Origin of the sequence: Pseudomonas sp. PDNC002 (assembly GCF_016919445.1) — a bacterium.
GTDB lineage: Bacteria > Pseudomonadota > Gammaproteobacteria > Pseudomonadales > Pseudomonadaceae > Pseudomonas.
In genome coordinates this window covers 1524152-1543904 of record NZ_CP070356.1, presented here as the reverse complement: position 1 = coordinate 1543904, position 19753 = coordinate 1524152, and the positions used below count along the sequence as shown (strand labels likewise).

Annotated in this window: 18 protein-coding genes and 1 other RNA gene; 7 read left to right on the top strand and 12 right to left on the bottom strand. The window is 65.9% G+C overall.

From position 1 onward, the window contains the following. Window positions 1-75: 75 nt before the first annotated feature. The 3 genes from gcvH to JVX91_RS07095 form a co-directional block, all read right to left on the bottom strand. Window positions 76-465, bottom strand: a complete 390-nt coding sequence (gene gcvH, locus JVX91_RS07105) for a glycine cleavage system protein GcvH (protein WP_205338624.1) — start codon at window positions 463-465, stop codon at window positions 76-78. A gap of 66 nt (window positions 466-531) precedes the next feature. Beyond that, complete coding sequence (gene gcvT / locus JVX91_RS07100) at window positions 532-1614, bottom strand: glycine cleavage system aminomethyltransferase GcvT (protein WP_205338623.1); 1083 nt, start codon at window positions 1612-1614, stop codon at window positions 532-534. Window positions 1615-1726: 112 nt separating this feature from the next. Further along, on the bottom strand, window positions 1727-3346 hold the full coding sequence (locus JVX91_RS07095) for an iron ABC transporter permease (RefSeq protein WP_205338622.1): 1620 nt from the start codon (window positions 3344-3346) through the stop codon (window positions 1727-1729). 174 nt (window positions 3347-3520) lie between these two features. Between JVX91_RS07095 and JVX91_RS07090 the strand changes: the two genes are divergently transcribed. Further along, window positions 3521-3859, top strand: a complete 339-nt coding sequence (locus JVX91_RS07090) for a hypothetical protein (RefSeq protein WP_205338621.1) — start codon at window positions 3521-3523, stop codon at window positions 3857-3859. Window positions 3860-3875: 16 nt separating this feature from the next. Here JVX91_RS07090 and JVX91_RS07085 read toward each other — a convergent pair whose 3' ends face one another. The 6 genes from JVX91_RS07085 to JVX91_RS07060 form a co-directional block, all read right to left on the bottom strand. Beyond that, a complete protein-coding gene (locus JVX91_RS07085; protein WP_205338620.1) occupies window positions 3876-4877 on the bottom strand; it encodes a Fe(3+) ABC transporter substrate-binding protein in 1002 nt (333 codons plus the stop codon). A gap of 293 nt (window positions 4878-5170) precedes the next feature. After that, window positions 5171-6388 carry a 2-octaprenyl-3-methyl-6-methoxy-1,4-benzoquinol hydroxylase gene (locus JVX91_RS07080; protein WP_205338619.1) on the bottom strand — a complete coding sequence of 406 codons (1218 nt, stop codon included), beginning with the start codon at window positions 6386-6388 and terminating at the stop codon, window positions 5171-5173. A gap of 50 nt (window positions 6389-6438) precedes the next feature. Then, complete coding sequence (locus JVX91_RS07075; RefSeq protein WP_205338618.1) at window positions 6439-6921, bottom strand: DUF4442 domain-containing protein; 483 nt, start codon at window positions 6919-6921, stop codon at window positions 6439-6441. A gap of 4 nt (window positions 6922-6925) precedes the next feature. Beyond that, the gene (gene ubiH / locus JVX91_RS07070) at window positions 6926-8110 is read right to left on the bottom strand and encodes a 2-octaprenyl-6-methoxyphenyl hydroxylase (protein WP_205338617.1); all 1185 of its coding nucleotides are present in this window, start codon (window positions 8108-8110) and stop codon (window positions 6926-6928) included. Window position 8111: 1 nt separating this feature from the next. Further along, window positions 8112-9446 (bottom strand): Xaa-Pro aminopeptidase, encoded by a 1335-nt coding sequence (gene pepP, locus JVX91_RS07065; protein ID WP_205338616.1) that lies wholly within the window; start codon window positions 9444-9446, stop codon window positions 8112-8114. Window positions 9447-9454: 8 nt separating this feature from the next. Further along, window positions 9455-10009: a UPF0149 family protein gene (locus JVX91_RS07060; RefSeq protein ID WP_205338615.1), complete on the bottom strand. Its 555-nt coding sequence runs from the start codon at window positions 10007-10009 to the stop codon at window positions 9455-9457. 182 nt (window positions 10010-10191) lie between these two features. On the opposite strand from JVX91_RS07060, the gene JVX91_RS07055 reads away from it, so the two are divergent. From JVX91_RS07055 to JVX91_RS07030, 6 genes are all read left to right on the top strand, one after another. After that, window positions 10192-10401 (top strand): TIGR02449 family protein, encoded by a 210-nt coding sequence (locus tag JVX91_RS07055; protein ID WP_205338614.1) that lies wholly within the window; start codon window positions 10192-10194, stop codon window positions 10399-10401. Continuing rightward, window positions 10398-10712 carry a cell division protein ZapA gene (locus JVX91_RS07050; RefSeq protein ID WP_205338613.1) on the top strand — a complete coding sequence of 105 codons (315 nt, stop codon included), beginning with the start codon at window positions 10398-10400 and terminating at the stop codon, window positions 10710-10712. The genes JVX91_RS07055 and JVX91_RS07050 overlap by 4 nt, the downstream gene beginning before the upstream one ends. Before the next feature lie 32 nt (window positions 10713-10744). Then, window positions 10745-10923, top strand: a non-coding RNA gene (gene ssrS / locus JVX91_RS07045) — 6S RNA. Window positions 10924-10932: 9 nt separating this feature from the next. Then, a complete protein-coding gene (locus tag JVX91_RS07040) occupies window positions 10933-11562 on the top strand; it encodes a 5-formyltetrahydrofolate cyclo-ligase (protein ID WP_205338612.1) in 630 nt (209 codons plus the stop codon). Window positions 11563-12056: 494 nt separating this feature from the next. Beyond that, window positions 12057-12518, top strand: coding sequence for an EVE domain-containing protein (locus JVX91_RS07035; RefSeq protein WP_205338611.1), 462 nt, complete (start codon window positions 12057-12059; stop codon window positions 12516-12518). 44 nt (window positions 12519-12562) lie between these two features. Continuing rightward, window positions 12563-14401 carry a diguanylate cyclase gene (locus tag JVX91_RS07030; RefSeq protein WP_205338610.1) on the top strand — a complete coding sequence of 613 codons (1839 nt, stop codon included), beginning with the start codon at window positions 12563-12565 and terminating at the stop codon, window positions 14399-14401. A gap of 236 nt (window positions 14402-14637) precedes the next feature. On the opposite strand, the gene JVX91_RS07025 is transcribed toward JVX91_RS07030, so the two are convergent. The 3 genes from JVX91_RS07025 to JVX91_RS07015 are packed head-to-tail and all read right to left on the bottom strand — an operon-like array spanning window position 14638 to window position 19571. Beyond that, window positions 14638-15762 carry an ABC transporter permease gene (locus tag JVX91_RS07025; RefSeq protein ID WP_205338609.1) on the bottom strand — a complete coding sequence of 375 codons (1125 nt, stop codon included), beginning with the start codon at window positions 15760-15762 and terminating at the stop codon, window positions 14638-14640. Window positions 15763-15765: 3 nt separating this feature from the next. After that, window positions 15766-18501 (bottom strand): ribosome-associated ATPase/putative transporter RbbA, encoded by a 2736-nt coding sequence (gene rbbA / locus JVX91_RS07020; RefSeq protein WP_205338608.1) that lies wholly within the window; start codon window positions 18499-18501, stop codon window positions 15766-15768. Then, window positions 18498-19571, bottom strand: coding sequence for an HlyD family efflux transporter periplasmic adaptor subunit (locus tag JVX91_RS07015; RefSeq protein WP_205338607.1), 1074 nt, complete (start codon window positions 19569-19571; stop codon window positions 18498-18500). Before JVX91_RS07015 ends, rbbA begins: the two co-directional genes overlap by 4 nt. Window positions 19572-19753 lie beyond the last annotated feature (182 nt).

Here is a 19753-nt window from a genome sequence, read left to right as displayed (position 1 = left end):
GGCCACGGTCTCGAAAGGGCGTTCCCTGAAAAGAACAGGCCCCGACGAGTCGAGGCCTGTGTGTACAGCAGTGTCTTAGGCGTCAGCGTCGCTGGCGGCGCGATAGCCGGCGGCATCGAGCAGCTTGTCCAGCTCGGCCGGGTTGCTCGGCTTGAGCTTGAAGAACCAGGAACCGTACGGATCGTTGTTCACTTCTTCGGGGGTGTCGGCCAGCACCTCGTTGATGGCGATGACTTCGCCGCTCACCGGGGCATAGATGTCCGAGGCGGCCTTCACCGACTCGACGACACCGGCTTCCTGGCCGGCGGCGAGGGTCTTGCCCACTTCCGGCAGTTCGACAAAGACCACGTCGCCCAGGGCTTCCTGGGCATGGTCGGAGATGCCCACGGTCACGCTACCGTCGGCTTCCAGGCGCGCCCACTCGTGGCTGGCGGCGTAACGCAGATCGGCGGGAATATTGCTCATCTTGTTTTTCCTCGAGGACTGGGCGACGGGCGGCGATACCGCCCACTGCAAGTTAGATCATGCAATTTAGATCAGGGCTTTGCCATGACGCACGAAATTCGGCTGAACGACGCGAACGGGATACCACTTGCCACGGATTTCCACTTCGGCGCGGTCACCGGTGGCCGCCGGCACACGGGCCAGGGCGATGGACTTGCCAAGCGTCGGGGAGAAACTGCCGCTGGTGATCTCGCCTTCGCCGACACCGGCGACGCGAACCACCTGGTGGGCGCGCAGGACGCCGCGCTCCTCCAGCACCAGACCGACCAGCTTGGGCGCATCGCCGGCCGCCTGCTGGGCTTGCAGCGCCTGGCGGCCGATGAAGTCGCGGCTTTCGGGCTCCCAGGCGATGGTCCAGGCCATGTTGGCGGCCAGCGGGGTGACGTCTTCGTCCATGTCCTGGCCGTAGAGGTTCATCCCGGCTTCCAGGCGCAGCGTGTCGCGCGCGCCCAGGCCAGCCGGGGAAATGCCGGCGCCAACCAGGTCGTTGAGGAAGCCTTGCGCCTCGACGGCCGGCAGCATGATTTCCAGGCCGTCCTCGCCGGTATAGCCGGTGCGGGCGATGAACCAGTCACCGTCGGCCTTGCCCTGGAAGGGCTTGAGTTCGCGGATCAGCGCAGCGCGCGAGGGCGTGACCAGCTCGGCGGTCTTCTCGCGGGCGTTCGGACCCTGGACGGCCAGCATCGCCAGATCGGGGCGTTCGGTCAGGGTGACGTCGAAGCCTTCGGTATGGGCCTGCATCCAGGCAATGTCCTTGTCGCGGGTGGAGGCGTTGACCACCACGCGGTAGCCATACACGCCGAGGTAGACGATGAGGTCGTCGACCACCCCGCCACGCTCGTTGAGCATGCCGCTGTACAGCGCCTTGCCCGGGGTCTTGAGTCGTTCGACGTCGTTGGCCAGGAGTCGCTGCAGGTATTCCTTCGCCTGCGGACCGGTGACGTCCACCACGGTCATGTGGGAAACGTCGAACACGCCGCAATCGCGACGTACCTGGTGGTGCTCTTCGACTTGCGAACCGTAGTGCAACGGCATGTCCCAACCGCCGAAATCGACGATCTTGGCGCCGAGGGCGACGTGCAAATCATAGAGCGGCGTGCGCTGTCCCATGGGTGTTCTCCTTCCGGGCGAGGCGGGTGCGGAGCGCGAGTACGGCCCGCACGAAACGCGCGCATTGTAGTCGCATGACCGCCCTCTGGACAGCTTGTCCGACGGCCGAATCTCAGGGCCGCGAAGAACCGGTCGGTCGCGCCGAGCGGCGAATCAGGCCGATAACCGGGAACAGTCCTACTAGCACCAGCGTCAACGCCGGTAATGCCGCCCGCGCCCACTCGCCTTCGCTGGTCATTTCGAAGACTCGGACCGCCAGGGTGTCCCAGCCAAATGGACGCATCAGCAGGGTGGCCGGCATTTCCTTCAGGACGTCGACGAACACCAGCAACGCGGCGCTCATGGCTCCCGGCACCAACAGCGGAAGGTAGACACGAAAGAACAACCCGACTCCGCCGACGCCCAGGCTACGAGAAGCTTCTGGCAACGATGGGCGAATCCTCGCCAACGCCCCTTCCAGCGGGTTGTAGGCCACCGCCATGAAGCGGATCAGATAGGCAACCAGCAGCGCACCGAGGCTTCCCAGCAGCAGCGGCTTGCCCGCCCCGCCCAGGGCGCTGGAGAGCGGGATCACCGCGTGATTATCCAGCCAGCTGAAGGCCAGCATGATCGCCACCGCCAGCACCGAGCCGGGTAGCGCATAACCGAGGTTGGAGATACCGACCGCCGAACGCACCGCCGGCGTCGGCGACAGGCGCCGGGCAAAAGCCAGCAGCAGCGCCACGGCCACCGTGATCAACGCAGCGAAACCGCCCAGGTAGAGGCTGTGCAGGATCAGCCCCCAGTAGCGCTCGTCCAGGTCGAAACGGCCCTTCTGCCAGACCCACACCAGCAGTTGCAGCACCGGGATGATGAAGGCACAGGCGAACACCAGCAGACACCAGGCGCTGGCGGCGAAGGCTTTCCAGCCGTGCAGCCGGTACAGCGCCGCGCCGCGCGGGCGCTCGCTCGGTACGCCACTGCGGCCACGGCTGTAGCGCTCGCCCAGTAGCACCAGCATGACGAACAGCAGCAATAGGCTGGCCAGCTGGGTGGCGCTGGAGAGGCTGTAGAAGCCATACCAGGTCTTGTAGACGGCGGTGGTGAAGGTATCGAAGTTGAACACCGAGACGGTGCCGAAATCCGCCAGGGTCTCCATGATCGCCAGCGCCAGTCCGGCACCGATGGCCGGCCGCGCCATGGGCAGGGCGACCCGCCAGAACGCCGCCAGTGGCGACAGGCCCAGCACCCGCGCCGCCTCGGTCAGGCCGCGACCCTGGGCAAGGAAGGCGGTGCGCGCCAGCAGGTAGACGTAGGGATAGAAGACCAGCACCAGCACGGTGATCACACCGCCGGTGGAGCGCACGCGGGGCAGGCGCAGGCCGCTGCCGAACCACTCGCGCAGCAGCGTCTGTACAGGGCCGGAGAAATCCAGCAGGCCGACGAAGACGAACGCCAACACGTAAGCCGGCACCGCGAAGGGCAGCATCAGCGCCCAGTCCAGCCAGCGCCGACCGGGGAATTCGCACAGGCTGGTGAGCCAGGCGAGGCTCACGCCCAGCACGGTCACACCGATGCCCACGCCACCCACCAGGATCAGCGTGTTGCCCAGCAGGCGCGGCATCTGGGTCTCCCACAGGTGCAACCAGATCTCGCGATCGATTTCCGCCCAGCTCAGCAACAGCACGCTGATGGGCAGCAGCACCAGGGCGGCGACGGCGAAAGTGATGGGAGTCCAGCGGTTGGCGCGCATGCGTCGGTGTTTCCAAACATCGGTAAGGTGTTTCTGAGGACTCTTCCGAATCATCAAGGGAAAACTTCCCTCATTGAACTCGAAATCAACTGATCCTCAGGCGACGGGGATAAACCGCAAGCTAGGGCGGTCGAATCGCCCACTCTGCCATTCCAACCTGCCAAGGAAAAAGCCATGTTTTCCCCTCGCGCACTCTGCGGGCTGCTACTTCTGCCACTGTGCGGCCACGTCCTGGCCGACGAACCGACTCCAATGGAGGCCTGCCTGGACCTCGCCACGCGCATCCTGGCCGAGAACCCGCAGTTGCAGGAGCGCTGGCAGCGTACCTGGATCGAACCGGGCTCGATCCAGGAAGAAGCCTTCGACGGCGAGGTGGACGGCCAGCATGCCAGCAAGTTGCTGCGTGCCCAGCTGCGCCAGGGCGACAAGTCCGACGGCCAGTTCATCTGCCTGCTGGCGGAGAACGGCAAGGCGCTCTCGGTGGATCACAAGGACGACACCGGCACCCGCTGAGGCGCCGGTGCCTTGATCAGTTCCAGCCGGCGCGATCCATCAGCTTGATCGCCTCGGCCTGGCGCTTGCCGGCGACTTCCACCGGAATACTGTCGGCCTTGAACCCACCCCAGGCCGCTACTTCCTGCGACGGCGCCACCTTCGGGTTGGCCGGGAACTCCTGGTTGATGCCGGCGAACAGCGCCTGGGCATCCGCGCCGGTCATCCACTCCACCAGCTTCTTCGCGGCTTCCGGATGCGGCGCATGCTTGGTCAGGCCGATGCCCGACAGGTTGACGTGCACGCCACGGTCGCCCTGGTTCGGCCAGAACAGCTTCACCGGCAGCTGCGGATTGTCCCGGTGCATACGACCGTAGTAGTAGGTGTTGACGATGCCGACGTCGCACTGCCCGGCGGCAATGGCCTGCAGCAGTGCGTTGTCGTCGGAGAACACGTCGGTGGCCAGGTTGTTCACCCAGCCCTTGAGGATTTCCTCGGTCTTCTCGGCGCCGTGGGTCTCGATCAAGGTGGCGGTCAGCGACTGGTTGTAGACCTTCTTCGCGGTGCGCAGGCACAGGCGACCTTCCCATTTCGGATCGGCCAGCTCTTCGTAGGTCGACAGTTCCTCGGGCTTCACCCGTTGGGTCGAATAGGCGATGGTCCGCGCGCGCAGCGACAGGCCGGTCCAGCTATCGGTGCCGGAGCGGTATTGCGGCGGGATGTTGGCATCCAGGGTCGGCGAATCGAAGGGCTGCAGGATGCCCATCTTCTCGGCCTGCCACAGGTTGCCGGCGTCCACGGTGAGCAGCAGGTCGGCGGGGGTGTTGGCACCTTCGGCCTTGATCCGCGCCATCAGCGGCGCTTCCTTGTCGGTGATGAACTTGATCTTCACCCCGGTGGCCTGGGTGTAGGCGTCGAACACTGGTTTGATCAGCTCGTCGATGCGCGAGGAATAGACCACCACTTCGTCGGCGGCCTGGGCGGTGCTACCGAGAGCGGCCAGCAGGAGGGTGGCGAGAAGACCTTTGCGCGCGAGCATGGGGCGGTGTCCTTTGCGGGGAAGATATCCCGCAAATGATAAGGAACCGCATTTGCTATCGAGCCGCGTGTTTGTGTCGGGGTGTTTCGGGAGGTTGTGGTTTGGGGTCGCGGGGGGCGTGGGTAAGGAGCAAGAGCCCCTCTCCCCCGCCCTCTCCCTGAAGGGAGAGGGAGCTGTTCGGCACTGTAGATATCACGGAGTCAACCGGCAATCTCTAAACGACCAGCTCGCGCCGATCAGTCCCCTCTCCCTCTGGGAGAGGGTTAGGGTGAGGGGGCCGCAGGCCGCCTTGGCTAGACCCGCGCCAACCCCGGCAGATCCCCGGAAAGCCCCAGCGCCTGCCGCACGAACACGCCCTTCGCTTCGTGATGCTTATCCACCAGCCGCAACCCGGCATTACGCAACCAGCGTACCGCCAGCGGATCGGCCTGGAACAGACGCTGAAAGCCTTCCATCGCCGCCATCATCGCCAGGTTGTGCGGCATGCGCCGACGTTCGAAGCGGCTCAGCACGCGTTCCTCGGCGATATTCTCGCCACGGGCATGGGCATGCTCGATCACCTCGGCGAGCACCGCGGCATCCAGGAAGCCCAGGTTCACGCCCTGCCCAGCCAGGGGATGGATGGTATGGGCGGCATCGCCGATCAGCGCCAGCCCCGGCTCCACGTAGCGCTTGGCATGGCGCTGGCGCAGCGGGATGCACAGGCGACGGTCGGCATGCTCGATGGCGCCCAGGCGGTGCTCGAAAGCCAGGCCGAGCGCCTTGCAGAAGCCCTCATCGTCCAGCGCCATGAGTTTCTCGGCCTGCTCGGGAGTGGTCGACCAGACGATCGAGCACCAGTGCGCGTCGCCCTCCTTCGCCAGCGGCAGGAAGGCCAGCGGGCCGTCGTCGGTGAAGCGCTGCCAGGCGGTGGCCTGGTGGGGTTTCTCCACACGCACGCTGGTGACGATGGCATGGTGCAGGTAATCCCATTCGCGGGTGGCGCAGCCAGCCAGGCGGCGCACGGCGGAGTTGGCACCGTCGGCGGCGACGACCAGCGGCGTGCGGACTTCGCGGCCGTCGGAGAGGGTCAAAAGCCAGTCGTCGCCAGAGTGGCGCAATTGCTCCAGCCGCGCATTGGGCAGCAGGCCGAGGGCGGAGTCGTGCAGGCGCTCCAGCAGGGCGTCCTGCACCACGCGATTCTCGACGATGTGGCCGAGCATCTCGGCGTGGACGCTGGCGGCGCTGAAATGGATCTGTCCGGTGCCGGAGCCATCCCACACCTGCATTTCGCAGTAGGGCTCGGCACGGCGCGCGGCGATGCCGTCCCAGGCGTGCAGGCGCTGGAGGATGCGTCGGCTGGCTTCGGACAGCGCGCTGACGCGCGGCTCGAAGGGTGCCTCGCGGTCGAACGGCTTGACGCTCAGCGGCGAGCCGTCCAGCAGCAGGATATCCAGCCCGCTGCCTTCCAGGGCCAGGGCCAGCGCGCTGCCGACCATTCCCGCCCCGACGATAACCAGATCCGCGTGCATGTGCGTTCCTTCTTCAGCGGCCCGCGCAGCGTCGGCGCGGGCATCGAAATTCAAGCGGCCTGCCGCGCGCGCGGCTTGAGCCGGACGTACAGGGTCTTCTGCACCCGCGCCACCAGGGTGCCTTCGCCGTCACGCACTTCGGCGTGCAGGCGCGGCAGGTACTTCGCGCCGCCGGCGGTATGCTCGCGGATTTCATCGAGCAGGTGCTGGTCGATACGGAACTCGGCGTACACCGGCCCCTTGCCGGGGCTGACGAATTCGATGTTGGCGGCCTTGTCCCAGACGATGTACTCGCGCCCCAGGTTCTCCATCAGCATCAGCATGAAGAAGGGGTCGGTCATGCTGTACAGGCTGCCGCCGAACTGGGTGCCGACGTAATTGCGATTGAACAGGTTCAGGCCCATCTTCACGCGGACTTCGCGGAAATCGGCGCTGATGTGGCGCACCCGCACCCCGGCGCCGAGGTACGGCGGGTAGAGGTTCAGGCCGAAACGCAGCAGGCGGGCGCGGCGGGAGCTTTTGCGAGATTCCATCGGCTCAGACCGGTCGCGCCCCCAGGCCCATGGCCTGGCGGGCGAACCAGCGCTTGGCCGGCGGCAGCAGGTCAAGGCCGAGCAGGCCGATATTGCGGCCGGTGGCCAGCAGCGGCTGATCGTTGGAGAACAGGCGGGTGACTCGGTCGGAGAAGCCGACAGTCATCTGCTGGTCGAGACGCTGGCCGTCCAGGTAGCGCTGAAGCACGGCGAAATCGCCCGGAGCGGCCTCTTCCTGCAGCAGGCGGTCGCCAAGGGCCTTGGCATCGCGCAGCGACAGGTTGAAACCCTGCCCGGCAATCGGGTGCAGGCTGTGGGCGGCGTTGCCCAGCACGACGAGGTGCGGGCGAATCTGCTCGTCGGCCTCGGTGAGGCTCAGCGGGTAGCCATGGCGTGCGCCGACCTGGCGCAAGGTGCCCAGGCGATAGCCGAAGGCATCCTGCAGCTCGGCGAGGAAGGCGGCATTGGATAGTTCGCGCAGGCGCTCGGCGTCACGGCCATTGCGGGTCCAGACCAGCGCGCAGCGGTTTTCCGGCAGCGGCAGCAGGGCCAATGGGCCGTTCTCGGTGAAACGCTCGAAGGCCTGTCCGCGATGGGCCTCGGACGGGCTGATGTTGGCGATCAGCGCGGTCTGCCCATACGACGAGGAACGCACGTTGATGCCCAGTTGCTCGCGCAGGCCCGAGCGGCCGCCATCGGCCAGCACGGCGAGGTCGCAATCCAGCTGCGAGTCGTCGTCCAGGGTCAGGCGGTAGCCATCGCCCAGGGCGTCCATCCGGCGCACTTCGGCCGGGCAGCGCCAGCTCACTACTTCAGGATCGAGCGCGCGCCACAGGCATTGGCCGAGCCAGGCGTTCTCCACCACGTAGCCCAGCGCCGGGACGCCCTCTTCCACCGCCGTCAGCCGCGCCGAGCCGAACCGGCCGCGGTCGGAGACGTGGATCTGGGTGATCGGTTCGGCGCGCTGGGATATCTGCTGCCAGAGCCCCAGGCGCTCGTAGATCTGCCGGCTGCCGAAGGACAGCGCCGAGGAGCGCGCGTCATAGCTGGGCTGGTAGGCATCGCCGGGGGCGAAGGGCTCGATCAGCACGATCTGCCAGCCACGCACACGGGCGCCTGCCTGGAGAATCAGCGCCAGGCTTGCGCCGACGAGTCCGCCACCGATGATGGCCAGTTGCGTACGTTGCATGTCAGGCGGCCTGGGCCTTGGCGTCGGCCATCAGCGCTTCGATTTCGGCGACAGTCTTCGGCACACCGTTGGTCAGCACTTCGCAGCCGGTCTTGGTCACGACCACGTCGTCCTCGATGCGCACGCCGATGCCACGCCACTTCTTCGGCACGTCGGTGTTGTCCGGCGAGATGTAGATGCCCGGCTCGACGGTCATCGACATGCCCGGTTCGAGCACGCGCCATTCGCCGCCGACGCGGTATTCGCCGACGTCGTGCACGTCCATGCCCAGCCAGTGGCCGGCGCGGTGCATGTAGAAGGCCTTGTAGGCTTCGCGCTCGATCAGCTCGTCGACGTCGCCCTTGAGCAGGCCCAGCTCCACCAGGCCGGCAGTGATGACCCGCACGGTGGCCTCGTGGGCTTCGTTCCAGTGACGGCCCGGGGCGATGTAGTCGAAGGCCGCCATGTTCGCATCCAGAACAAGCTGGTAGATGGCCTTCTGCTCGGGACTGAACACGCCGCTGGCAGGGAAGGTGCGGGTGATGTCGCTGGCGTAGCAATCGATCTCGCAGCCGGCGTCGATCAGGATCAGGTCGCCGTCCTTGATCTGCGCGTCATTCTCCCGGTAGTGCAGGATGCAGGCGTTGCGGCCGGTGGCGACGATGGAGCCGTAGGCCGGCATCTTCGCGCCACCCAGGCGGAAGGCGTATTCCAGCTCGGCTTCCAGGTGATATTCGTAGAGGCCCGGACGGCAGGCCTGCATGGCACGGATGTGCGCGCCGGCGGAAACTTCCGCGGCATAGCGCATCACCTTCACTTCGCCCGCGCTCTTGTACAGGCGCTGGTCGTGCAGCAGGTGGTCAAGGGCGACGAACTCGTTCGGCGGCTGCGCACCCTGGCGCGCCTTGGAGCGGATCACGTTGATCCACTCCATCAGCCGGCGGTCGAATTCCTGGTTGGCGCCCAGCGCGTAGTACACGCGGTCGCGGCCTTCGATGAGGCCCGGCAGGATGTCGTCGATATCGCCGATGGGGAAGGCATCGTCGGCGCCGAACGTGCCGATCGCGCCGTCCTGGCCGGCGCGCAGGCCGTCCCAGAGCTCACGCTCCGGATCGCGCTCGCGGCAGAACAGAACGTACTCGCCGTGCTCGCGGCCGGGGATCAGCGCCATCACCGCCTCCGGCTCGGGGAAGCCGGTGAGGTACTGGAAGTCGCTGTCCTGGCGGTAGACGTGCTCGACGTCGCGGTTGCGGATGTACATCGGCGCCGCCGGGAGAATGGCGATGCTGTTGGGTTCCATCTGCGCCATCAGCGCCTTGCGACGACGGGCGTATTCCGACTTGGCGATACGGATCATGCGCGACCTCAATGCAGGGAGGGTTTCTCGGCCGGTGCCGGCACCTTGCCGAATTCGGAGAACAGCAGCAGCGGGGCGACGCGCAGGTATTCCTGCACTTCCATGTAGTCGGCCTCGCCGTCTTCGGATTCTTCCAGTTGGCCGCCGACCTGGGCGATGGCGGCGATGTCCTGCAGCACTTCGTCGGCTTCGTCCGACAGGCTGGGGGCACGCAGCGCCAGGCCGAAGCCGGCGAGGAAGCCCTGGCACCACTGGCCCAGGGCCACGGCGCGCTCGACCAGCGGCGCGTCGTCGTTGGGCAGCATCAGCACCACGGCCATCTCGCCCTGGCTGAAGTCCTGCTGGACCATGCCCAGCAGGCCGCCGAGGGCCGCGCCCAGGCGCTCGCCCGGCTCGCCGCCGAGCAGGTCGCCGGCGGCCTGCAGCCATTCCGCCTGGTCAAAGCCACTGCCGGCGCAGACGCGGCCGAGCAGGTGGCCGTGCAGTTCGGCGGGGGAAATGGGCAGGGCAGCCTCGGCGAGCAGGGTGGCGAAGGCGGTGTAGGCGGAGCTGGAAGTGGACATGATCGAACCCGGGTGACGGCTAGGCGCCATCAGGCGCCGCGCATAGAATATGGTCCGTTATCCTAGCACCGGCGCACACCGCAAGACCATGTGACGACGCGCCGGGCCGCCGTGCGTTGACCCACCCCCACGGCAGTCCTATATAGTTCTCGATTACTTAAGCAACTCCCAAGCGAGAGCCCATGGAAGACGCCGACCTGCACGCGCTGATCGCCAAGTTCGACCTGCTGCTCCAGCGCCTGGAACAGCTCAAGGCCGAGAACCGGCTGCTGCGGGCGAACGAGAAAAGCTGGCGGGAAGAACGCGCCCATCTGATCGAGAAGAACGAATTGGCTCGGCAGAAGGTCGAAGCGATGATTTTGCGTCTTAAAGCCCTGGAGCAGGACTCATGAGCCAGTCGAACACCCTGAACGTCCAAATCCTCGACAAGGAATACTGCATCGCCTGCCCTCCGGACGAGCGCGTCAACCTGGAAAGCGCCGCGCGCTATCTGGACAGCAAGATGCGCGAGATCCGCTCCAGCGGCAAAGTGATCGGTGCCGACCGCGTCGCGGTAATGGCCGCCCTGAACATCACCCACGACCTGCTGCACAAGCAGGAGCGCGTGGAGCAGGACAGCGGTTCGACCCGCGAACGCGTACGTGAACTGCTCGATCGCGTCGACCGCGCCCTTACCACCGATCAGGAACAGGGTGAAGTCTGACCCTGTAAATTTCCTTGGGGTATAATTCGCCTCGCTCCCTGGTGTGTTTGCCAGTCGGTGATGTCCCTGAGCCGATAATTGCAACAACGGGGGTTGCCAGTTGGGCTGGTGTGCATGTCCGCACGACGGAAAGCCTTAAAGCCTACTGCAACCACCACCTTGAACTCTCGGGTTCAAGGGCTAACCCGACAGCGGCATGTCCGGGGAGCTTTACCCTTCCATGATCCACTCCGATGGTCTCTCCCGCCCTGCCCTGCGCCGCCAGTTGCGCCAGGCCAGACGTGCGCTCACTCCCCTTCAGCAACGTCTCGCCGCCCAGGCCCTGTACCGCCAGCTCGCGCAGCATCCGCTGTTTCGCCGGGCGAAGCACATTGCGCTGTACCTGCCGGCCGACGGCGAAATCGACCCGCGTCCATTGATGAAGGCGGCGCAGAAGCGCGGCAAGGCAACCTACCTGCCGGTGCTCTCGGATTGGCCACGCACGCACATGACCTTCCAGCAGGTCGGCATCGGCGAGCGCTGGGTACGCAATCGCTTCAACATCGCCGAACCGCTAGCCGACCGCGGCCGCCAGCGGCCAGCCTGGGCGCTGGACCTATTGCTGTTGCCGCTGGTGGGATTCGATCCGCAAGGCGGCCGCCTGGGCATGGGCAAGGGGTTCTACGACCGGACCCTGGCCTATCTGGGTATGCGCAAAAATTGGCAGAAACCGACGCTATTGGGCCTGGCGCACGAATGCCAGAAGGTCGATAAGCTGGAGCTGGCCAGCTGGGATGTGCCGCTGATGGGCATAGTGACGGATGGCGGCTGGTACGGCCGCCTCGCTGCGGCATCGCGTTCCTTGCGATAGCCGTCGCGGTCGCCCGGAATCAACCCGTCGGGTCGATCAGGGCTGCTGGGTAACCTGCACTGGGGCACTGCCCTGGCGCTGCTCCCAGAGGCTCTGGGTGTAACCGGTGGTGACGACACCCAGTCCGAAAAGGATTACTAACACCCACAAAAGATCAGGCTTGCGTTTCATCGATTGCCTCCCCCTTCCAGGCAATTGTGTAGATAAGCCGGCGGTGGTTTTTTTGTCCGTCCGGCGAGCAAAGCTTAAAACGGCGGCATTCTCCGACAATGAAAAGCATCCCGCAATTCTGACGCCAACCAGTCGTCGGGGAGATTCCGCTTTCAAAACACCGCGCACTTTCAGGCAATGTTCGTGCCGTTATTCGCACATCATCTTCCCACGACAACTTTCCATCGAGCCGGCAGCTTGTCGCAGGCGGAGCGCCTACCCTTAGTCATCGAGGGCCCCGTTGCCCACCACCCGAAACGCCACGCACAAGGAGACCCTCGCGGATGGCACGCGCTTACTGGTTGATGAAATCCGAGCCTGATGAACTGTCGATCCAAGACCTCCAACGCCTGAAGACTGCGCGCTGGGACGGTGTGCGCAACTACCAGGCGCGCAACTTCATGCGCAGCATGCAGCCGGGCGACCTGTTCTTCTTCTATCACTCGAGCTGCCCCGAACCGGGCATCGCCGGTATCGCGTCGATCGAAGGCGAAGCCTACCCGGACCCCACCGCCCTGGACCCGAAGAGCCACTACCACGACCCGAAGGCCAGCGAGGAGAAGAACCCCTGGACCGCTCGCGACGTCGGCTTCGTCGAGGCATTCCGGACAGTCCTGCCACTGGCCACCCTGAAAGCCCAGGCCGGGCTGGAGGAAATGCCGCTGGTGCAGAAAGGCAGCCGCCTGTCGGTCATGCCGGTCACCGCCGAGCAGTGGGCAATCGTCGTCGGCTTGGCGCACAAGTAAAGGCAATATGCTATTAGGTTTGTGAAGCCTTCGGAATTCACCGCATGCGCCGCCTCCAGTCCTCTTTAGCGACATATATCGGGCTTGGCGGTCTGCTCTGCGTGCTCCTGCTTGCCAGCGCCTGGATAGGCGAGGAATTGGCCGGCAGCGAGCGCCAGCGCGTACAGGAGCGCCTGGCCTATCAGGGCCGCAGCCTGGCCCACCAGCTGGAAGCCAACCTCCACGAACAGGTGCAGGGGTTGAGCCTGCTCGCCCAGTTGTGGACCCATCACGCCCGCATGCCGCGGGCCGAATGGGAGCTGGACGCGCGCTTCTATGTCCGCAGCTTCGCCGGCTATCAGTCGATCCAGTGGTCCGGCCCGGACCTGCGCATCCGCTGGCTGGAGCCATTGCAAGGCAACGAGGCGGCACTGAACTTCCGCCTCACCGACCGCCATCCCAACTACGCCACCGCCATGGCTGCCCGCGACAGCGGCAAGCCGCGCCTGAGCGACAGTGTCGACCTACTCCAGGGCGGGCGCGGATTCATCCTCTACACACCGGTATTCATTCGCGGCGCCGACAATGAACTGCAGTTCGACGGGTTCATGCAGGGCGTTTTCCGCGTCGGCAACCTGATGGACAACCTGCTGCAACAGGCCGACAACCACCTGTTCAGCGTCCGTCTGCTGGAGCATGGCCGGCCGCTGTATGTGCGCGAACAGGCTGATAGCGACACCGACCAGACCCTGCGCGTGCCCTTGCGGCTGCTCAATAACCGCAGCTTCGAGCTGGAGCTGAGTCCCAGCGCCAAGCTTGTGCATTCGCTGTCCACACCGCTGCCGATGGTCGTGTTCGGCTCCGGCGTGGCGATCAGCCTGCTGCTCGTCGCTGCGCTGTTCCTCGCCCGCGAGAATGCCCGCCGCAATAGCGCGCTCAGTGCCGGCAACCGCTTGCTCAGCCAGGAAGCCGAGCAGCGTCAGGCCGCCGAACTGCACCTGCGCGAGAGCCGCGAGCGCCTGCAACTGGCGCTGGACCTTACCGACTCCAGCCGCGATGCCCTGTTCATCTTCGATCTGCAACAGCGCGAGCTGCTGCACATGAACCGCGCCACCTACAACGGACTCGGGTACAGCGCGGAGGACTTCCGCCACCTGCTGCGCGACGATCCGGAACGGCTGATCCCCGGCTATTTCGCCTGGATCCAGCTCGTCCAGCAGGCGCACCGGCTGAACCTGTCGATGATCTTCCAGCGCGAGATGCAGCGCCGCGACGGCAGCCTGCAACCGGCGGAGATCAATACCCAGCTGATCCACCAGGGTGATCGCGACTACCTGATCGCCGTGGCCCGCGACAACAGCGAGCGCCTGCAACTGGAGGCGCAACTGCAGAAGCTCTCGCAACAGGACGGGCTGACCGGGTTGTACAACCGCCGCTACTTCGACCGCCAGCTGCAGAGCGAATGGCGCCGCCTGCGCCGGGCCGACGCACCGCTGGCGGTGCTGATGCTCGATGTCGACCATTTCAAGCGCTTCAACGACTGCCTTGGCCACCTGGCCGGCGACGACGCATTGCGCCGGGTGGCCAGCTGCCTGCAGGAGTGCCTGCAACGCGAAGGCGACGTCGCCTGCCGCTACGGCGGCGAGGAGTTCGTCATCATCCTCACCGACACCGGCCTTGAGGGTGCCACCCACGTGGCCGCGCGCGTGCACCAGCGGGTCGCCGAACTGGCCATCGGGCATCCGGGTGCGGAGCTGGGACGGCTGACGGTGAGTATCGGCCTGGCCATTGCCACGCCGGGGCAGGATGCCGAGCCAGACCAGCTGATCGCCCAGGCCGACCGTGCGCTGTATGCGGCGAAGCACAAGGGGCGCAACCAGACGTGCGTGTGGCCGGTGGAGTGACTGGCTGGATCGGGACGCGGGTTGCACACCCTCTCCCTAACCCTCTCCCTGAAGGGAGAGGGGACTGATCGGCGCCAAGCGACACTCCGAGCTGATCGGCAACGCCGAACGACTCCCTCTCCCTTCGGAGCGGGGCGTGCAGCCAGGGCTGGGAAGAGGGAGGCCGCATCGCTGCCCGTGATGGGTATCGCAAGCTCCACGCCATCCTGCAAAGGCGTTGCGCAGCGTCAGAGGATTTACGCCATCTGCCCGATGGTCCGACGGAAGCGCCACAGCGCGCCGCTGAAGAACGCCGCGCCGATCCCGACGATAGCCAGCAGCTGCGGCCAGACGATGGACAGGTCGGCCCCCCGATAAAGAATCGCCTGGGCCAGGCTGACGAAGTGCGTAGTCGGCGCCGCCAACATGATGTATTGCACCAGCTCCGGCATGCTCTCGCGCGGCGTGGTGCCGCCGGAAAGAATCTGCAGCGGCATCAACGTGAGAATCACCAGCAGCCCCAGCTGCGGCATCGAGCGCGCCACGGTGCCGAGGAAGATGCCCATCGATGTGGTGGCGAACAGGTGCAACGCCGCGCCCAGCAGGAACAACCCCACCGAGCCGCTGATCGGTACGTCGAGCCAGCCGCGTACCACCAGTTGCAACGAGATCGCTGCCGCCACCAGCACCACGGTGCCCATCGACCAGACCTTGGCCATCATGATCTCGAAGGCGGTCAGCGGCATCACCAGCAGGTGCTCGACGGTGCCGTGCTCGCGCTCGCGGATCAGCGCGGCGCCGGTGAGGATGATCGACAACATGGTGATCTGGTTGATCACCTCCATCACCGCGCCGAACCAGGCCTGCGTGAGGTTCGGGTTGAATTCCATGCGCACCGCCAGCTCCGCCGGCATCGCCGACTCGGCACGGTAACGGCTGACGAACTCGCGCACCTCGGTACCGACGATGTTCTGGATGTAGCCCGCACCGGAGAACGCCTGCCCGGTCTGTGTCGCATCGACGTTGACCTGGATCGCCGGCTGCCGCCCCGCCAGCACGTCGCGCTGGAAGTCCGGCGGGATGTCGAGGGTGAAGGTGTACAGGCCGACGTCCATGCCACGGTCCATCTCCGCGTGGCCGATCATCTCCGGTGTACGGAAATACGGCGGCTGGAAGGCGTTGATGATGCGCGAGGAGAGCTGCGACTGGTCCTCGTCGACGATGGCGATGGGGGCGTGGTGCAGGGTTTCCGGCACGCCGGTGGCGGAGCTGTAGACGCCCAGGGTGAAGGCCCAGGCGATCAGGATCAGCATCGCGTAGTCGCGGCCCAGGCTGCGGAACTCCTTGATGCCGAGGTTGAAGATGTTCGCCAGCTTCTTCATGGCTCAGTCCTCCTGCTTCTTCAGGCAGGCCACGCTGAGCAGCGTCAGCACCACGATCATCGCCGCCAGCGGCAGGTAGTAGACCCACAGGTCGGGGAAGCCCAGCGCCTTGGAAAAGGCGCCACGGCTGATGATGAGGAAGTGCGAGGTCGGGTAGAGCTGGCCGATGAAGGCCGCCGCGCCTTCCAGCGACGACACCGGATGGATCAGCCCGGAGAACTGGATGGCCGGGATCATGGTGGCGATGGCCGTACCGAACACCGCGGCGATCTGGCTCTTCATGAAGGTCGAGAGCAGCAGGCCCAGCCCCGTGCTGGTCACCACGTAGAGGAACGCACCGACCAGCAGCGCGAGGAAGCTGCCCTTGAGCGGCACCTGGAACAGCAGCACGGCCATCGCCAGCATCAGCACGAAGTTGATCATGCCCATGCCGATGTAGGGCAACTGCTTGCCCAGCAGGAACTCCAGGCGCGTGACCGGCGTGACGTAGAGGTTGGTGATCGAGCCCAGCTCCTTCTCGCGCACCACGCCCAGGGCGGTGAGCATCGCCGGGATCATGATCAGCAGCAGCGGGATCACTGCCGGCACCATGGCCTTGAGGCTTTCGACATCAGGGTTGTAGCGGTAGCGCACTTCGGTACTCGCTGCCGCGCTGGCCGCGGCGCTGCCGTTCTGCCGGGCGAGATCGGCGAGGTAGCTGGCGTGCAGCCCCTGCACGTAGCCGAGCACGGTGTTGGCGCGGGTTGGCATGGCGCCGTCGATCCACACGCCGATGGCCGGGTCGGCGCCACGCTTGAGGTCGCGGCCGAAGTTCGGCGGGATCTCCACCGCCAGGCTGATGTCGCCGCTGCGCAGGCGCCGCTCCAGGTCGTCCGGGTCCTGGATCGCCTGCTTCTCGATGAAGTAGCGCGAGCCGGCGATGTTCAGCGCGTAGGCCTGGCTGGTGGTGGTCTGGTCGCGGTCGAGCACGGCGTAGGTGAGGTCCTCGACATCCATGTTGATGCCGTAGCCGATGATGAACATCAGCAGCGCAGTGCCGACCAGCGCCAGGGTCAGGCGGATCGGGTCGCGGCGTAGCTCCATGGCCTCGCGCCGCGCATAGCTGAACAGACGCAGCCAGCTGAAGCGATCGCTGCCCTTGTAGCGCGTGGATTCAGTGGTCGGTTCCGGCGCAGGTGCCGTTTCCGGCACTGGCGCGCTGCCAGCGGCTTCTTCCAGATACGCGATGAAGGTGGCTTCCAGCGTGGGCAAGCCGCGCTTGTCGATCAGCCCCTGCGGGGTGTCGCTGTCGAGCACCTTGCCGGCGTGCATCAGCGAGATGCGGTCGCAGCGCTCGGCCTCGTTCATGAAGTGGGTGGAGATGAAGATGGTCACGCCATCGTTGCGCGACAGCTCCACCATCAGCCCCCAGAAGCCGTCGCGGGCCACCGGGTCGACGCCCGAGGTGGGCTCGTCGAGGATCAGGATTTCCGGCTTGTGGATCACCGCCACGGCCAGCGACAGGCGCTGGCGAATGCCCAGCGGCAGGCTATCAGGCAGTTCGTTGCGGACCTTGCCGAGGTCGAAGCGCTGGAGCATTTCCTCCACGCGCGGGCCGATCTGTTCAGGCGGCAGGTGGAAGAGTTTCGCGTGCAGTTCGAGGTTCTGCAGCACCGTCAGCTCGGCGTACAGCGAGAACGCCTGGGACATGTAGCCCACGCGCCGGCGAGTCTCCATATCGTTGGCGTTGACTGGCTGGCCGAACAGCGCGCAGGTGCCTTCGCTGGCCGGCAGCAGGCCGGTGAGCATCTTCATGGTGGTGGACTTGCCGCAGCCGTTGGAGCCGAGGAAGCCAAAGATCTCCCCGCGTTCGATACGGAAGCTCACATGGTCCACCGCGACGAAATCGCCGAAGCGGCAGGTCAACCCTTCGGCTTCGATGGCGATCTGCGGTGCGCCGTCATTCTGCGGGCGCGGGGGAATCACCAGCTTGTGATGGCCGGCGCGCTTGCTCTCGGGCAGCAGCGCGATGAAGGCCTCTTCAAGGTTCTGCGTGCCAGTGTGCTCGCGCAACTCGGCGGGAGTCCCGGTGGCGAGCACCTTGCCCTCGTCCATCGCCACCAGCCAGTCGAAACGCTCGGCTTCCTCCATGTAGGCCGTGGCCACCAGCACGCTCATGCCTTCGCGACCGGCGCGGATACGGCCGATCAATTCCCAGAACTGGTTGCGCGACAGTGGGTCGACGCCGGTGGTGGGTTCGTCGAGGATCAGTAGGTCGGGGTCGTGGATCAGCGCGCAGCACAGCCCGAGCTTCTGCTTCATACCGCCGGACAGCTTGCCCGCAGGACGCTCGGCAAATGGCGCCAGCCCGGTGCTCTGCAGCAGGTCGGCGATGCGCCGCTCGCGCTCGGCCTTGTCGTGGCCGAACAGGCGACCGAAGAAATCGACGTTCTCGAACACCGAGAGCGTCGGGTAGAGGTTCTTGCCCAAGCCTTGCGGCATATAGGCGATGCGCGGGCACACGGCGCGGCGGTGGCGCACATCGCGCATGTTGCCGCCGAGCACCTGGATCTCGCCGTCCTGCATCTTCCGCGCGCCAGCCAGCAGCGCCAGCAGGCTGGACTTGCCGACGCCGTCAGGGCCGATCAGGCCGACCATGCGGTTGGCCGGGATCTCCAGGGTCACGTCGTCCACTGCGCGGGTCTCGCCATAGCGCAGCGAGACGCCAGCCAGACGGGCCACGCAGTCGGCGGCGCTCATTGCGGGACCTTGATCTGCAGGTCAGCCGGCCATTCTACCTGCGGGTCTAGGCGCATATAGGCCATGCCCGGCACGCCGGTCTTCACGTAGGTGATGTACTTCTCCAGCAGGCCTGGATCGAGGCGCGCCTTGACGCGGAACATCAGCTTCTCGCGCTCGTTGGCGGTCTCCACGGTCTTGGGCGTGAACTGCGCGACGCTGGCGACGTAGGACACCTTCGCCGGAATCACGTATTCGGGCACGGCATCGATCACCAGGTGCACTTCCTGGCCCAGCTCGACCTTGCCGGCCTGGCCCGATGGCAGGAAGAAGGTCATGTAGACATCGGCCAGGTCGACCATGTTGAGCAGCTTGCCGCCGGCCGGCAGGACTTCGCCCGGCTGCGCCACGCGGTACTGCACGCGGCCGTTGCGCGGGGCCTTGAGGTTGCTGTCGTCGATGTCGGCCTGCAGGCGCACGGTGCTCGCAGTGGCGGCCTCGATGGCCGACTGCGCTTCGATCACCTGGGAGCTCGCCGCAGCGATGCTGGCCTGCGCCGAAATGACCTGGGAGCGCGACGCAGCCAGTGCCGCCTGGGAGCTCTGTAGAGCCGCGCGGTCATCGTCGAGTTGCTGTTGCGGCAGGGCGTTGCGCTTGACCAGTTGCTCGGTGCGGGTAAAGCGCTTCTGCGCAGCGGTCAGCTCGGCCTGGCGCTGGGCGACCATGGCTTCGGCGGTGGCCTTCTCGCTGTGCCGTTGGGCTACCAGCGATTCGGCGGTGAGCTTGGCATTCTGCGCCCGCCGCACCTCGGCCTCGGCCTGCGCCAGCTGGGCCTTGAGCACCTGTGTGTCCATGCGCGCGACAACCTGGCCGGTCTTCACGAAGTCGCCTTCGTCCACGAGGATTTCCGCCACGCGGCCGGGCAGCTTGGTGGCCACATCGACTTCGGTGGCCTCGATACGCCCATTGCCGCTGGCGAAACCTTCGCCAAGGCCGGTCGGCTTGAACGTCTGCCAGGCCAGCGCGGCCAGCACGGCCACCACCAGCACCGCGAGACCGCGGGTGCGCCAGCTTTTTGCGTTTCCTGTCATCCGAGTATCCCCTTGCTCAAACGCTCGAATTCGAGCGAATCATGAGGGGATGTTCGGCGACCAGCGGCAAATGAGGTTTGATTCAGGTCAGGCGCGCATGGGAAATTTCCTGCGCACCTTGCGAGGCGGGACTTTCAGACCGGCATTGCGGCGAGTGGCCGCAGCCGGAAAACGGAAGCGCC